This window comes from Dyadobacter sp. CECT 9275 (genome assembly GCF_907164905.1).
GTDB classification, from domain to species: Bacteria; Bacteroidota; Bacteroidia; order Cytophagales; family Spirosomataceae; genus Dyadobacter; species Dyadobacter helix.
The window spans coordinates 3974519-3989501 of sequence record NZ_CAJRAF010000002.1 but is presented as its reverse complement, the minus strand read 5'-3'; the positions used below and the strand labels follow the sequence as shown (position 1 = coordinate 3989501).

Annotated in this window: 12 protein-coding genes; 6 read left to right on the top strand and 6 right to left on the bottom strand. The window is 44.2% G+C overall.

Annotated elements, in window-relative coordinates:
- The first annotated feature begins 33 nt into the window (after nucleotides 1–33).
- Together KOE27_RS24405 and mraY are read left to right on the top strand one after the other, a co-directional pair.
- On the top strand, nucleotides 34–1629 hold the full coding sequence (locus KOE27_RS24405) for a RagB/SusD family nutrient uptake outer membrane protein (RefSeq protein WP_215241323.1): 1596 nt from the start codon (nucleotides 34–36) through the stop codon (nucleotides 1627–1629).
- Nucleotides 1630–1814: 185 nt separating this feature from the next.
- Entirely contained in the window at nucleotides 1815–3029 is a 1215-nt protein-coding gene (gene mraY, locus KOE27_RS24400; RefSeq protein WP_215241322.1) for a phospho-N-acetylmuramoyl-pentapeptide-transferase, read from the top strand.
- Between the two features lie 167 nt (nucleotides 3030–3196).
- Here mraY and KOE27_RS24395 read toward each other — a convergent pair whose 3' ends face one another.
- On the bottom strand, nucleotides 3197–3766 hold the full coding sequence (locus KOE27_RS24395; RefSeq protein ID WP_215241321.1) for a DUF4136 domain-containing protein: 570 nt from the start codon (nucleotides 3764–3766) through the stop codon (nucleotides 3197–3199).
- A gap of 88 nt (nucleotides 3767–3854) precedes the next feature.
- On the bottom strand, nucleotides 3855–4889 hold the full coding sequence (gene aroB / locus KOE27_RS24390) for a 3-dehydroquinate synthase (protein WP_215241320.1): 1035 nt from the start codon (nucleotides 4887–4889) through the stop codon (nucleotides 3855–3857).
- Between the two features lie 577 nt (nucleotides 4890–5466).
- On the opposite strand from aroB, the gene KOE27_RS24385 reads away from it, so the two are divergent.
- Nucleotides 5467–6522 carry a VOC family protein gene (locus KOE27_RS24385; RefSeq protein ID WP_215241319.1) on the top strand — a complete coding sequence of 352 codons (1056 nt, stop codon included), beginning with the start codon at nucleotides 5467–5469 and terminating at the stop codon, nucleotides 6520–6522.
- Between the two features lie 83 nt (nucleotides 6523–6605).
- Here the strand turns inward: KOE27_RS24385 and KOE27_RS24380 are convergent, their stop codons facing one another.
- On the bottom strand, nucleotides 6606–7586 hold the full coding sequence (locus KOE27_RS24380) for a 1-acyl-sn-glycerol-3-phosphate acyltransferase (protein WP_215241318.1): 981 nt from the start codon (nucleotides 7584–7586) through the stop codon (nucleotides 6606–6608).
- A 266-nt stretch (nucleotides 7587–7852) separates the two neighbouring features.
- Between KOE27_RS24380 and KOE27_RS24375 the strand changes: the two genes are divergently transcribed.
- From KOE27_RS24375 to KOE27_RS24365, 3 genes are read left to right on the top strand one after another with little or no spacing between them, the layout of a single operon-like run.
- Nucleotides 7853–8893, top strand: a complete 1041-nt coding sequence (locus KOE27_RS24375) for a hypothetical protein (RefSeq protein ID WP_215241317.1) — start codon at nucleotides 7853–7855, stop codon at nucleotides 8891–8893.
- A gap of 39 nt (nucleotides 8894–8932) precedes the next feature.
- Entirely contained in the window at nucleotides 8933–9781 is an 849-nt protein-coding gene (locus tag KOE27_RS24370) for a TIGR01459 family HAD-type hydrolase (RefSeq protein WP_215241316.1), read from the top strand.
- 57 nt (nucleotides 9782–9838) lie between these two features.
- A complete protein-coding gene (locus KOE27_RS24365) occupies nucleotides 9839–10600 on the top strand; it encodes a 3-keto-disaccharide hydrolase (protein WP_215241315.1) in 762 nt (253 codons plus the stop codon).
- A 107-nt stretch (nucleotides 10601–10707) separates the two neighbouring features.
- Here KOE27_RS24365 and KOE27_RS24360 read toward each other — a convergent pair whose 3' ends face one another.
- The 3 genes from KOE27_RS24360 to KOE27_RS24350 form a co-directional block, all read right to left on the bottom strand.
- The gene (locus KOE27_RS24360; protein WP_229252924.1) at nucleotides 10708–13392 is read right to left on the bottom strand and encodes an ABC transporter permease; all 2685 of its coding nucleotides are present in this window, start codon (nucleotides 13390–13392) and stop codon (nucleotides 10708–10710) included.
- Entirely contained in the window at nucleotides 13389–13727 is a 339-nt protein-coding gene (locus KOE27_RS24355) for a PadR family transcriptional regulator (protein ID WP_215241314.1), read from the bottom strand. Before KOE27_RS24355 ends, KOE27_RS24360 begins: the two co-directional genes overlap by 4 nt.
- Before the next feature lie 139 nt (nucleotides 13728–13866).
- The gene (locus tag KOE27_RS24350) at nucleotides 13867–14847 is read right to left on the bottom strand and encodes an N-acetylmuramoyl-L-alanine amidase (RefSeq protein ID WP_215241313.1); all 981 of its coding nucleotides are present in this window, start codon (nucleotides 14845–14847) and stop codon (nucleotides 13867–13869) included.
- Between the last annotated feature and the right edge of the window lie 136 nt (nucleotides 14848–14983).

Here is a 14983-nt window from a genome sequence, read left to right as displayed (position 1 = left end):
TATTTAGGCTAGATACTAATTAAAAATATTGATATGAAAAGAATTATTTTCTATTGTCTGCTATTGATGTCTGCTGTAAATATTGCAGGCTGCGACAAATCAAAACTGGACCTTACCAGCCAGAGCAGTTACGATTTCTCAACCTATTTTACTTCCGCCGACGGACTTAACCAGGCGGTTGTAGCCACCTATGCCACTTTGCTGCATAACGGCTTATGGTCCAGAGAATATTACTTCATTTTTGACCTGCTGGGCTACGAAGCCAAGAAAACGACCAACCTGCAAGGTGACATGGCGCAGCTTGCCGACTACTCATTTGGTACCAGCCAGGCACAGATAGCCCAATTGTGGAACAGCCTCTATCGCCTGGTTCTACGGGCCAATGTGGTAATAGACAGGGCCAATGTATGGCAACCTACCACCGCAGCAGACGAAGCCAAGGCCAAACAATATATAGCCGAAGCCCGGTTCTTGCGGTCCTACGCCTATTTTAATATTGTGAACCTTTGGGGAAGAGCACCGCTCATCACCGCCTATGACAGTACCGTCGCTAACAATTATGCAAGCCGTTCATCAGTACAGGCAATATGGTCTTTCATTGAAAGTGACCTTGCCCTGGCAGCCGCTGATCTTCCTGTAACCTACGATGCCGCCACAGGCCTTGGCAGGGCAACTAAGGGAGCAGCCATTGCGCTACTAGGTAAGTCCTATCTGTACCAAAAGAAATGGGCGCTTGCACAAAGCACCCTGGCCCAATTGACCACCGCGCCCTATACCTATGCGCTTGACCCGGTATATGACAATTTGTTCAGTTCTGAAAATCAAAGCAGTCCTGAAAACATATTCCAGATCATGAATGCCAAATGGACCGACTGGGGTATAGGTAATCAGTACTATGTTTTCGGCGGACAGGAAACCTGGGGTGGTAAGGCCACCCACTCAGACCGCGCACAGGAATATGGTTTTAAGGACTGGTTTAACGTTTATATCCCCACCACCGTTGTAAAAGCCTTCCAGTACTCCAATCCGCAAACGGGTACTACTTATGTAGATCCAAGGGCCAAGTTTACATTTTATGGCAATAAGCCTAGCGGAGGTGATACTACCTACTGTGACAAATGTGCAGAAGGCAAAATTTCCTTTCCCTTCAATACGAGTGATCCGCAGGGATACTATGTATGGAGAAAATACCAGTATTACGAGGATGTAGCGTCCTATGGCGGACCGCAAAGCTCAATTAACGGCCAGGTGATCCGGTATGCCGATGTGCTGCTGATGCTTGCGGAGGCCTACATTCAGCAGGGAAATACTGGAACAGAACCGCTGAATCTGATCAATAAGGTAAGGCAGCGTTCGGGGGCCTTTACCTACACCACTCTGGGTTCTCAGGCCGAAGCTATGAGCCTGCTCAAACGGGAAAGACAGCTGGAACTTACCGGCGAGCAGCTCAGATACTTTGACCTTATCCGTTGGGGAATCGCTAAGGAAACCATCAATGCACAAAGGGCAGCAGAGCCGGGTGATGGCAGACAGCCATTCCAGGACAAAAACGTACTGTTCCCTATTCCCGATGTGGAAAAAAATTACAATCCTAATGTAGCGAAAGACATAGCCAACAGCTGGAACTGATGATGAACCTGACCTACACGGATATACCATAACCGGCATTAACAGTTTTAAGTACATCAAAAGCGGATAGATTAACAGGTAACTCTTGATTTATCCGCTTTTGTTTTCAAAATAAGCCTTTCCCTTTTGCACAGTCTGTGAAAAGAAGCAACTTTGCAATTGTCATCCCAATTGTACCTTGTTGCATGCTATATTATCTATTCGATTATCTGGACAAACAGTTTAACGTTCCCGGAGCAGGGGTTTTCCAGTACATATCCTTTCGTGCTTTGGGCGCAACGGTATTGTCTCTGGCAATTGCTGCAACCTACGGGAAATCGATTATAAACCTCCTGCGAAGAAAGCAGATGGGAGAATCCATACGTGATCTGGGACTGGCAGGGCAGATGGAAAAAGCAGGAACTCCTACTATGGGTGGTTTCATCATACTTGCTTCATTACTTATTCCTGTTTTACTCTTTGCCAAGCTAAGCAACGTGTATATTGTGCTGCTGATCATTACGGCAATATGGACCGGCATGATTGGTTTTGTGGACGATTACCTCAAAAAATTCAGGAACAACAAGGACGGGCTGCACGGCCGATTCAAAATTGTAGGGCAGGTTGGTCTTGGATTAATTGTGGGGTTAACCCTTTCTTTCAATGACCATGTGCGCATTCGGATGTATGAAAAACCGTTGATCAGTTCAAATCTGGGAGAAGTACAGCGCTACAAGGACATCATTCACCCGACGGTCACTACCTTTCCATTTTTTAAGAATAACGAATTTGACTATAAATGGCTGCTTTTTGGCTGGCTTCCTGATGAGTATACCTGGGTAATTTACACCCTTGTAGCTATTATCATCATCACAGCCATATCCAACGGGGCCAATATTACAGACGGTATCGACGGGCTTGCTGCCGGTGTTTCGGGGATTATTGCGCTTACGCTGGGAGTACTTGCGTATCTGTCCGGAAATACAAAATTCTCGCAGTACCTTAACATCATGTACATCCCCAACTCAGGAGAACTGGTTATTTTCTGCGCTGCCTTTATTGGGGCATGCGTCGGATTTTTGTGGTACAATTCGTATCCGGCTCAAGTATTTATGGGTGATACAGGGAGCCTCATGCTCGGCGGCGTAATTGCCGTTGTTGCGTTGGCTATCCGTAAAGAATGGCTCATACCGTGTATGTGCGGTATCTTCATCGCGGAAAACATCTCCGTAATTATGCAGGTCAGTTATTTTAAATATACTAAAAGGAAATATGGCGAAGGACGTCGTATCCTGTTAATGGCTCCCCTGCATCACCACTACCAGAAGAAAGGCATTCACGAAGCAAAAATCGTCACCCGTTTCTGGATCGTAGGCATTATACTGGCAATTGTCACACTGGTTACACTTAAGCTCAGGTAGTTTTTGAGTAGGAGGTTTTGAGTTTGCAGTTCAAAGTAGGCAGTACGCATCCATCTATGTGAAACGTACCGCAGACTGCTTACTTAAATTAGTAGGCGGTTCACAGTAGGCAGTATGCAGCCATGGGAAACGTACCGACGACTGCCTACTCAAAACTGCATACTTCCTCAGCGTCCTACTTGTTCGCTATACCTGCGGGGGTCGTAGCCTTTGGCGAAGAGCGGGTACTGGTCAAAAATCCTCCGGACGACACTTCGGTAGTGGTTATTGGAATTTTCACTTCCTTTGAAAATTCCTGAGGCATAACCTCTCCATACCACCTGATCACTTTCTGCGTCGATCAGAGAGACAATCAACGTGCCTTTGTCAAGCGCATATTTTATCGGTTCGTATCTGAAGCCATCGTTTTCTGTATCCACCCAGTTTTTGATTACCGGCTGCATATACCCCTGGTATCTCAGATTGTCGTAAAAGATACCATAATTAACAAGCAGGGTTGGTTTTTCGGCGGTAAGTTTGTAGCCTCTTACCTGCATCTGCCGGCGGATGGCCTCATATATTTCTGTACAAAGATTATTGGTATCCCGCTCACATTCCAGAAAGGTGTATGAAGAATAATCTTTAAAATTGGTTTCATAGCTATAGTCGTGTTCTACAAAAACTTTACGTCCACTTGAACATCCTGCTACGACAATAACTACGAGTAAAGCTGCAAAAGGTAAAATAAATCTACGCATATCAAACGAATTATGAGGTGAGATTAAATAGTTAGATTAAAGCCGAAAACTCCCAAAAAACTTCAATAGCGCACCTCACAACTAATTTCTACGCCATGTAATACGCTATTGCTTTCCGCATTTCTGCCGCTGTTACCACTACATCAAAAGCACATTCTCCTGCTCCTTTAAGCAACGAAAAACGAATTTCTTTACCCTTATTCTTCTTGTCCTGACGCGTATGCTGGATTATTGCCTCCACATCGTCTGGTTTGATATTTACTTTTCCGTAAGTTGCAAAAATAAATTCCTCCATTTGATCAAGCAACTCATTATCAATCATTTTCCTGCTCCTGGAAATATACCCTTCCATAATCATACCCACCGCAATGGCTTCGCCGTGAAGCAGTTTCTGTCCTGCGGGTTTGCTCAGAAAATGAGTTTCAACAGCATGTCCGAGCGTATGGCCGAAATTCAAGATCTTCCGTAGTCCTTTTTCGGTCGGGTCCTGGTCAACCACCCATTTTTTAATTTTAACAGAATGAGCGATCAGGTCCGCCCAGTTTTGCCTCTCAAAATCAATCGTTCTCAGCTGCTCCCACTTGTCCCCGTCTGCTATCAGGCAATGCTTGATAATTTCCGCAAAACCCGACCTCAGCTCCCGTTCCGACAATGACTTTAAAAACACCGGATCTATCAAAACACTTTCAGGTAACTTAAATACCCCCAGATGATTCTTAAAACCCTGAAAATCAATACCTAACTTCCCTCCTACGCTTGCGTCTACCTGAGACAGGAGAGTTGTGGGAATTTGTATAAAATCAATACCCCTTTTATACACCGAGGCACAAAAACCACCCATATCTCCAATTACCCCACCTCCTATGTTGATAACAACTGCGTGCCTGTCCAGTTCCGCTTTTGTCATCTCTCCCCATATCAATTCACAGGAAATCAATGTTTTATGTTCTTCACCACTCTTGACTACAACCAGATTATGCTTTGGTAAACTTTCTTTAATCAATGGATAACAATGCTTTTTGGTATTGTTATCGGCTATCACGATGGCATTGGAATAACTTCTGGTACTAAAAAAAGCTTTTATACTCTCGGCAATGGGGGCAATTTCTACTGTTTGATTCATCCTATAAAATTTGAGACCAGGCTCACTAGATATACGGGCAAAACATCAAATTGGATGCGTCCCAAAAAAAATTAAAATATTATTCTGAAATTCCAGTTTAAAGATAACAATTATTAGGCCCAACCCGATGTATTGTTGTGTAAAATTATTACCGAGATAAACCTCTTTTTTACTAACGATCCGAACTTTTACTTTTTGCACGATAAAACCTCGTCGCAAATGTAATCATGTGGGTTGCAGGTCTATGCCAATCCAAGTAACTGTATCCCAAATTTAATCCATCAAAACCAATTTTCCACTTTCATTTCAATCATATCCAACCCTGCCGAAGTATCAGTAAAAATTAAATCTCAATCAGGTACCTGTTACCAGGAAATAGTGGCGTTCCAGAGACGGTCACCCGGGCTATGGTTGCTGCGCAAAAGAAATACCCCTTCCCGCAGACTACCCCATCGCCCGGCGGAATAATAACATGCCGGGCCAATTCTCATTCCTCATTAACCAACTTTCCTCATTATTTTTGTAACATTGCCGCTTCATGGTAAATACTTATAATCTTCTACAAACCCTTTTATAAATGAGTAACCCACTAATTTCCGGTATACAGCAAGTTGGTATTGGTGTTCAGAATGTCCCCGAGGCATGGGCATGGTACCGTCGCGTACTTGGTTTTGATGTGCCGGTCTTTGATGAGAAAGCGGAGGCGCCCCTCATGACGCCTTATACCGGCGGCAAAGTTCATTCGCGCCAGGCAGCACTGGTATTGAATATGGCGGGAGGTGGCGGGCTGGAAATCTGGTCGTTCACTAGCCGACTGTCTCAGCCCCTGAACTTTAAACTGGAAATGGGTGATTTAGGAATTAATGCCATCCGTTTCAAAGCGCGGGACATCAGACAGGCACATGCATGGGTAAAGGCGGCGTCGAAAGAAGCGGTAGGTCCTGTGGTGCAGCTTCCCGAAGGTGAAGGGTTCTGGGGAAATGATCCTTACGGCAATATATTTCAGATTACGAGTGATACGTCCTGGTTTCAGAAAACAGCAAAACCAGTCGGCGGTGTTGCCGGGGTGTTTGTCGGGGTTGCGGATATGGATAAATCTATAGGCTTTTATCAGAACCTTTTAGGGAAGCTGGAAGTGGTTTACGATAAAACCGGCGTTTTTGAAGATTTACCAACAGCAATACCTGGCCAGCGGTATCGCAGGGTGTTGCTCAGAAAGAATTTTACGGCCTATGGCGCTTTTTCCAGATTATTGGGAAATACACAGATCGAACTTCTCCAGGCGCTTGACCGGACGCCAAAAAAATTGTTTGAAAACCGTTACTGGGGTGATTGCGGTTATATCCACCTGTGTTTTGATACACTGGACATGGATACACTGAAAGCCCGGCTCCAGTCCGAAGGATACCCTTTTACTATAGACAGTGAATCTTCATTTGGGATGGAATCTGCGGCCGGGCGCTTTGCCTATCTGGAAGATCCCGACGGTACACTTATAGAATTAGTTGAAACGCATAAGTTACCCATTCTGAAAAAGATAGGCTGGTTCCTGGATATCCGTAAGCGCAAACATCAGAATCCGTTGCCCGACTGGATGCTTAAAACGATGGGCTTAAACCGTGTGAAAGATTAACGCAGTCGATTAAGATAAATGAGGGTGTAAATCTGATGCTGAGGATCAAATTTACACCCTTTCTGTTTTACCGGCTTCGCGTGTTACCGATAACGTGCTCCCGCCCAGGCTAAAAGTGGCAGGGCCGCAAATACCGCGAGTCCGGCAAGTCCTCCGAAAATCAAAGCTACGATACCAGACAAAAGCAGTACAATAAGCGGATACAGATACAGCAGCAACCCGAAAAGAACAGAATCGTAAAAGACTGACCGGGCCGTTAATTTCGCTGCTTTTTTTTCAAAAAATGTGTACAGCGATTTGTGGATCAGCCTCCCGGCTGCTCCGGCGGCCTTCTGCAAAACGTTACCCCCTTTCGGCAGGGTACAATCTCCGAAGAAATTATTCATTTTAGCCTGATGCTCCTGCTTTGTAAGCACTGGTTCCAACGTAAGGATTTCTCGGTTCATGCGCTCGTCCAGTATCTCATTAAATTCCCGGAGCCATTTCTCATAATCCTGTGGGCTTGTTTTCATCTCAGTATGATGAATCCCCGCGCCAAATCTCAGGGCAACCCGTTTCCCGGGGCCACGAAAATGTTCATAATTTACTCCCGTGGGTATCACCAGCATATCGGCCAGGGCGCCATCTCCAAACCATACCTGATAGGCCATCCTGGCAGTCCCTTTGCCCAAGGGCCTCAGCCTCCATTCGTTTACGCATATCCCTTCCGAAAACACTACCACTGCATCTCCCTTCTTAAGTGCGTCGTGGCTTTCTTGTGCAGTAATATCATGATTTTTAAGATATTGCCTTCCTTCCGAACCTCTAAAAACCGGAATGAGATTTATCTGCCTGAGCCAGAACGCAATGGACGGCTTTTTGAAAACGTCGCCACGGGTCAGAGTATGGATCGGTTGTTCTAATACGGAACCAATTACCACCGCATCAAAAAATGAATCGGGATGGTTGGAGGCCAGTAACAGAGGCGTGCCCTGCGGCAATCCTTTCAAATTGATGACACACAGCCTTTTGAGATAAATAGGAAGCGCCAGCCTGACCAGAAAACGGGAGAAATAATAAAACAAAATAATCGCATTTAATTTGGGGCAAAATTAAAACTTCAAACAGCATTCTCAAATTGCCCCGGCATTATTAGTTTAATAACCTGTGATCCGGGAAACATGGTTGAGAAATGAAGAAAATAGTCCTAACAATTCAACAAAATACAACAAATAACTGCTTCAGAAGTTAACAGGATATTAACGCTTGAGCGAAACTACTTACCTTTGTCCAAAATTAACCCGGTACTGGCCGGAAATGACCCTTTATTGAAGTCATTGGAAAATTAATAATGCGTCTAAAAGATTATCCCGCCATTATTCGTAAAGCCTGGCAAGGTTTTGACGATTCTATAAAAATAAAATCCGTTGAGGATATCAGTGCCCGCGTTTCCACCAATCACGTTTTCCGGGTTACGCTTGATAATGACGATGAAGTCGTGGCCAAACTTTCGTATTTCGGTAAATATGAGCACTTTAAGGAAGACCACCGCATCATCCATGCGGTTTCCAACAATCTGTTATATCCCTTTGAAAACGTTCTGGCCAAATCCCTCGTAAAAAATAATCAGGTTTATACCTACCGTTACCAGGAGGATTTTATTGATACCTGGGTTGTTTTTTATAATCCGATCAGGGCTATGAACCGCATGCCGCGCCGGCTCGATGAGCAGCATATCCGAAAACTGGGTTATGAAATGGCCAAATTTCACCAAGCCTGCTTCAGGGTCGGGAAGTCTATTCCGAAATCCTCCAAAAATCTCAGGACCGATATTCAGCATTTACTGGATATCCTTGAAACCGATACCGGAAAGTTTGAACATCGCGGGCATATCCATATCTTGAAAAGGCAATGTGACATTTTCATGAAAAATATCCAGCGCCTTAATGTAAGTTCGTTTGATCTGATGCCGGTGTTTGTGGATTGGAATATTGGCAATTTTTCGGTGACCGACGACCTGAAGCTCTTTTCACGCTGGGACTACGACTGGTTCAGGGTATCGTCCAGGATCATGGACTTTTATTTTTTCAGCCGGGTTGTTTCCAATGTTGGCGACCGCACCGTTTTCAGCTACCTCATGGGCCCTTTGATGGAAGACCGTTTCATGATATTTCTTCAGGAATACCACAAGGTTTATCCTCTCACTGTGAAAGAGGTATACTTCATGAAGGAAGCATACCGCTTTTTTATTCTGAATTATGTAATCAAATATGGAAAATACTTCTTTCACAGATCCTATTGCACGAAATTGCAAAAAGAAGCATATGAACTCTATTTTCCGGCCATAGACGGCTTTGATGCGGATAAAATTTTAAAAGCGCTCAATCTGTAATACACCTCGTCAGCCAGCCCCACTCCTTAGACACCAACTATGATACTTGACAATTTCAAATCCGTTCTATCTAAATATGATGTTATTTTCTTCGATGCGTTCGGAGTATTAAAAACATACAACGGCCTCATTCCCGGGATTGATAAGACCTTTGCCTACCTGCGGGAAACAGGCAAGGATTTTTATGTGGTCACCAACGATGCCTCACGAGGACCCGAACAGCTGGCAGAATCCTACGTCAGGCTGGGTATCAATGACGTCACACCCGACCGCATCATTTCTTCGGGTATGCTGGCAAGAGAATACCTTGATCTGAAAGTAAGAAAGGGAATTGTAGCCTATGTAGGAACGGAAAACTCTGCAAAATACATTGAAACACCTGACATACAGACCCTGTCCATAAAAGCGCTCAACCTGGACGATGTATCCGGCGTGAATGCATTGGTTTTCTTGGATGACGAAGGTTTTGACTGGAACACCGATTTAACAAAAACACTGAACCTGCTGAGGAAAAGGAATATTCCTGTGATCGTGGCCAACACGGACAAAACATATCCTGCTTCCAAAAGCCGGTTATCCATTGCGGTGGGAGCTTTAGCCAAAATGATAGAAGATACCATCGGCCGCCAGTTTATCCGCTTCGGAAAACCGGATCCTCAGATGTTTATCTTCGCATACCAGCATATCAAAAATTATCCGGATGTTAGCAAGAGAGATATCCTGATGGTAGGAGATACCCTGCACACCGACATCCTGGGAGGGAATAAATTCGGGCTCGACACGGCGCTGGTACTGACAGGAAATACCCAGGCCGAAGACGCCGAGGTTCGGATCAGAAGCGCTGGTATCATTCCAACTTATATCTCTGTTTCCGCAGTAGTGGAATAAGTGGCTTTAAAAGTGTAATTTTAAAATAAGAAATATATTTCCACCGATTGTTCAGCTATGAAATATCCTAAATCCTGTGCATACCTGGCTACGGCCTTGTTCTTTAGCGCCCATGCGGCAACGGTCTCACTGGCAGGCGACGAAACCATTTCCAAAAAACCCAAGTGGGTTACCTTGTTTGACGGGAAAGCAATAAAAGGCTGGCATAATTACAATAAGGAGGGCGTTGCCGGGTGGCTGATAGAAAATGGAACCTTAACACCAGACGGTACCGGAGGCGACCTGGTGACCGATAAAGAGTACGGAGATTTTGAACTGGAGTTTGATTTTAAAATTCCGCCCGGCAGTAACAGCGGAGTGCTTTATAAGGTTATCGAAAAACCGGAAATCAAACGTACCGTCTTTTCTGCTCCAGAATATCAGATCATTGATGACAAGGGATATGTTTTCCGGAATGGCAAAGGAGAGCAAATAAAAGTGGATGCAAACGGAGAAACCTTACAATTACATGATGTTCAGCTGACCGGCGCTAATTATGATATGAATCCTCCTTCTGACTTAACAGCTGTTAAAGCTCCCGGAGAATGGAATAAGGGCCGGATCGTGGTAAATAAAAATCATATTGAGCATTATATAAACGGCAAAAAAGTGGTCGATTATCAATATGGTGATGACAACTGGAAAACATTGGTAAAAAAAAGCAAGTATGCCGACTGGCCCTATGCTGTCCCGCATGCCAGGGGGAAAATTGCATTGCAAAACCATCATCCACGAGAAAAAATATGGTTTCGTAACATCCGTATTAAGGAGCTTGAGTGATTTTAGGACTTACAAGCTGTTGAAATTACTGAAATTGAAACTCCCCTTACTCAGATTGAGTTGGATCTGAAGCAGATATTCAGGTAATTTCATCTGATACCTAGTACTCATTCGTTTTTCAGGCTCGTTACCGGATTCATGGCAGCTGCTTTAAGGGACTGAAATGAGATGGTCAATAAGGTGATTGTAATAACAAGCCCGCCAGTCGATGCAAAAATCCACCAATCCAGCGTTATCCGCTGTGCATATCCCTGCAGCCATCCATTCATCAGAAACCAGCCTGCCGGAGCTGCAAATGTGAAACCCAATACGATTAACATACCAAATTCCCGACCAAAAATCCAGAGTACCTGTTTCGCGCTGGCACCCAATATTTTACGTACTCCTATTTCCTTGTTTCGGGATTCTGCAATAAAAGTTACGAGACCGTACAATCCCAGACAACCAATGAGAACCGCGATAACGGAAAAGGCCTGAATTAAACCAAGAAGAATATTTTCGGTGGTATAAAATTCGGCGACCAACTGATCCACAAATTGTGCTTTAAATATCCCATCAGGGTACAGTTCATTCCAGATTTTATCAATTTCTTTGACAGTCCCTGATACATTGCCCGGCGTAATTTTTATGATACTCCTGTAATTTCCACCGGTATTGTTAAGAATAGTAACTGGCTGAATATCATCTCTCATGCTACCCAGGGCAAAGTTCTTCACAACGCCAACAATGGTTTTCTTTTTGCCCAGGATCGTCAGTTGCCTTCCCAGCACCTCATTCAAAGAACCAATTCCAAGCTGCCTTACCATCTTTTCATTGACCATAACTTCGTAGCCAGAGCTCACGCTATCGTTTCCGGCATATCCGTTTGCTTCTGTGAAATTTTCCCCTGCCAGTAATGTCAATCCAAAAACAGATAAATAGTTCCGGTCTCCTTCACGAATATTGGTCACAAATTTTTCTGGTTCAGAACGCCTATCATACGTAAATTCCGAAAAATTTTTATTCTGGGAAGCTGGTGGCAGATCGCAGATTGTAACTTGTTCAACCTGTTTTAATCTCATCAGTTGCTGTTTGAAAATCTCTTGTTTCCCGGTATCTGCATAAGGCAGCATAACCGATATCCGGTTTTCCTTCTGAAATCCCAAATCTGAATTCTTCATATAACGTACCTGCACAGACATTACCAAAACACCAATGATGAACACTTGGGTAATGAAAAACTGAAAGACCACCAATCCTTTCCGGACCGACAGATTTCCCAGTTTCTGGGTGGTAAGTTTTCCTTTCAGAGCTGTTACAGGATTGAACCTCGCCAAAATCACGGATGGGTATAATCCTGCCAGCAGGATAACGCCAGCAATAAATGCTCCAAACCACACCAACCCCCTTGAACTGAAAATATCCAGAACAGATATGTTCGCCCTTAACATCCACAGTGCCCTGTTCAAAAGTGGTAAATTGAGCTGAGCCAGCCCTATAGCAATTACAAATGCCACAATACACATCACAGCAGTTTCCAGCATAAACTGGCCAATCAGCTGCCGCCTGGTACTCCCCATCGTTTTCCTCACCCCAACTTCTCTGGAGCGTTTAATAGCCTGAGCCGTGGAGAGGTTAATAAAATTGACACAGGAAGCAATTACCAGAAACAATCCCACTGCGATCAGCGCATATAAAATCGGCCTAGGCGCGGCGCCGTAATAGGGATGATGATACATTTCTGTCAGAGGAATAACCTGAAAAGAATATTGCTTAGCTTCCCGGACGCTGTAATATTTTTTCCCAATCCCGCGCAGACTGTTCGCCAGCTCAGTCCTTCCCGTACCCTTTTTTAGTGTTACCCAACACATCGTTGCCGGCTCTCTCCACGCATTCATCATACCCGGATCTCCGTAAAATGCCGGTATGGAAGCATAGGATATCAGGATATCATAGCGTAGCTGCGTATTAGAAGGCGGATTTTCCGTTACCCCTGTTACAGCAAGATCTAGCTTGTTTTCAAAACGGAGCGTTTTTCCCAAGACATTTTCTGTTCCAAAATATTTTTTGGCATATTCTCTGGAAAGAACAACGGTATTGGGGTTTACCAGCGCCGTTTTCATATCTCCATAAGCCCATTTTGTATCAAATACTTCAAAAAACTGGGGCTCTGTAAAGCAGATATTTCTTGATTCCTCAAATTTCTTGACCATACCTCCTTTCCCATCCGGTACGCCAACCACACTTCCGAACAAGTTATTGAGCCTGACTGCCGTTTCAACAAAAGGATATTCTTGCCTGAGCACCTCTCCAAGAGGACGCGGCGTCACATCGGTATGCTGAATATTTTCCTGCATGATATCCGTCACGATCATATAGGTTCTGTCCGCATTTGCATAATCACTGTTAAAACTGAAAAGATAACTGACCAACAGGAAAATGATCAATCCACTGGCAATACCAACCGCCAAGCCAAATACACTGACAATACTGGTCGTGCGGTTACGCCAAAGGTTTCTCAACGAAATTTTGAAGTAATTACGAAACATATCCATAAACTGGGATTTAGAATTATTCTGTAAACTATTCACAACCAATAGTGACACTCCCGCCCGTTTGAAGCCAAAGCGCAAACGCACAAATGTTATCACATTAATGACATATTGCCTGTCGGCTGCCTTCTTTCCATTTCTTGACAAATCGTTCTGATAAGTTTCCAGAAGATCTCCCTGAATTTCTTCCATCAAATGCGGTCTGCAAAGCCATTTTAATAAGGACATGGCCCATAGCGGCGGTTGTTCGGATTGTTTCATAAACTAAAAGCGGGTAAAGTTCCGTCTGATATCGCATTCCAAAGTTTGCTCCTTGTTTCCCGGATATCGTGTAGTATCTTACTTCCAAGGGCCGTTACAAAGAACAGTCTTTTACGTTTTCCACCACGCTCGGCAGTAGCATCTCCCAGCCTGGAAAACAGCATCCCTTTTTCTTCCAGCCGATGTAACGCCGCATGTGCAGCACTGATATTTACGGAACGTCCGGTTTGGCTGAACAATTCTTCACATACCGAAACCCCATAGGCATGCTGCCCCAAAATAGCTACCGTTAATAATACCAGCTCTTCAAACTCTCCCAGATAAGATCTTCCCATATAAAAGCAATATAATTCACTTTTGTAAATTTAATAATTAAAAGTAAAGATTCTTTCATAGATTAATTACTTATATATTCACAAAAATAAATAAAAAAAGCTCCCGCAGGAGCTAAAACCATTCATTACAAGACTATTATCAATTCATATAATATTCCCTAAACCGCTGTAACTCCTGTTTCGCTTCTGTTGTTTTCCCTTGTTTGTCCAGAATTTCCGCCCTGTTCCGGTGGCATTGGCTTGCAACATACGAATCCGGAAATGACATCGCCGACCGCGTAAATAGCATATATGCCTGGCTGAGGGATACCGAATCTTTCTTTGCCATCAGCGCGCGGCCTTCTTCAAAATCCTGACGCCAGCGTCGTGCAACAGGATTCATACGCTCAGCTTCCTGGAAAACTTTAAAAGGTGGGATAACCGGAACTTTTGAATTTTTAGGGGCAATTCCCGCAACCGGCTTACCCAAAAAAGCCGATATGGCTTCGGTGTAAGCTTTTGCTTCCTGCTCGTTATGAACTGCTTGTTTCAGTTTTTGTTCTTCGGAAGGATTTGTAAAAAAAGACGCTTCCGCCAGCACAGCAGGTGTTCCGTAAGTATTTCTTAAAACAGAAGCCCCAGATTCAGCAAAAACTGTAAAATCTGATACCAGACTGACGGGTGTTTTGCTCTTATGCAGATATTTCAACAGGGTTGAAGCGAGTTGTTTCCCGAAATCCACGCTGGCCACATTTTCAGAGGCATTTCCGTGGAAGTAAATGATAGGGAAATTAACTGAAGAATCTGCAGTAGCGTTATGGTGAATGGAAACGAACAGGTCTGCTTTGTTTTCGAGCGCCAGGCGGGCGCGGTCGGGCAGGGGAATAAATTTGTCCTCCGTCCTGGTCATCACAACCTTGACCCCCTTTGCTTCCAGCATTTTTTGCAAAAGCAAACCCACTCGCAGGTTAACCCATTCTTCCCTTTCACCGGAGGGGCCTACCCGGTAACTATCCGTAGCGGCGGTTCCGCCATGGCCCGGATCTACACATATAATTTTGCCAGATAATGAATTGGTTTCCCTCTGGCAGTACCCTGCCTGGAAACCTATGACCGAAATAAGAACGAGTAACAGGCGCATATGTAACGGATATTAAGGGATATAGCCAGATTAGCACTCTCATTAAAGATAACCTGGCGTCATCAGGTAAAAGATGTAATAACGTGCATCTAATACCCTTTTCTAAATTTCCTGTTATTTTTGACAAAAATTCATG

Excerpts from the sequence above, each read along its gene's own strand:
- KOE27_RS24405 (WP_215241323.1), top strand. The coding sequence starts at position 34 with ATGAAAAGAATTATTTTCTATTGTCTGCTATTGATGTCTGCTGTAAAT.
- mraY (WP_215241322.1), top strand. The coding sequence starts at position 1,815 with ATGCTATATTATCTATTCGATTATCTGGACAAACAGTTTAACGTTCCC.
- KOE27_RS24395 (WP_215241321.1), bottom strand. The coding sequence starts at position 3,766 with ATGCGTAGATTTATTTTACCTTTTGCAGCTTTACTCGTAGTTATTGTC.
- aroB (WP_215241320.1), bottom strand. The coding sequence starts at position 4,889 with ATGAATCAAACAGTAGAAATTGCCCCCATTGCCGAGAGTATAAAAGCT.
- KOE27_RS24385 (WP_215241319.1), top strand. The coding sequence starts at position 5,467 with ATGAGTAACCCACTAATTTCCGGTATACAGCAAGTTGGTATTGGTGTT.
- KOE27_RS24375 (WP_215241317.1), top strand. The coding sequence starts at position 7,853 with ATGCGTCTAAAAGATTATCCCGCCATTATTCGTAAAGCCTGGCAAGGT.
- KOE27_RS24370 (WP_215241316.1), top strand. The coding sequence starts at position 8,933 with ATGATACTTGACAATTTCAAATCCGTTCTATCTAAATATGATGTTATT.
- KOE27_RS24365 (WP_215241315.1), top strand. The coding sequence starts at position 9,839 with ATGAAATATCCTAAATCCTGTGCATACCTGGCTACGGCCTTGTTCTTT.
- KOE27_RS24360 (WP_229252924.1), bottom strand. The coding sequence starts at position 13,392 with ATGAAACAATCCGAACAACCGCCGCTATGGGCCATGTCCTTATTAAAA.
- KOE27_RS24355 (WP_215241314.1), bottom strand. The coding sequence starts at position 13,727 with ATGGGAAGATCTTATCTGGGAGAGTTTGAAGAGCTGGTATTATTAACG.
- KOE27_RS24350 (WP_215241313.1), bottom strand. The coding sequence starts at position 14,847 with ATGCGCCTGTTACTCGTTCTTATTTCGGTCATAGGTTTCCAGGCAGGG.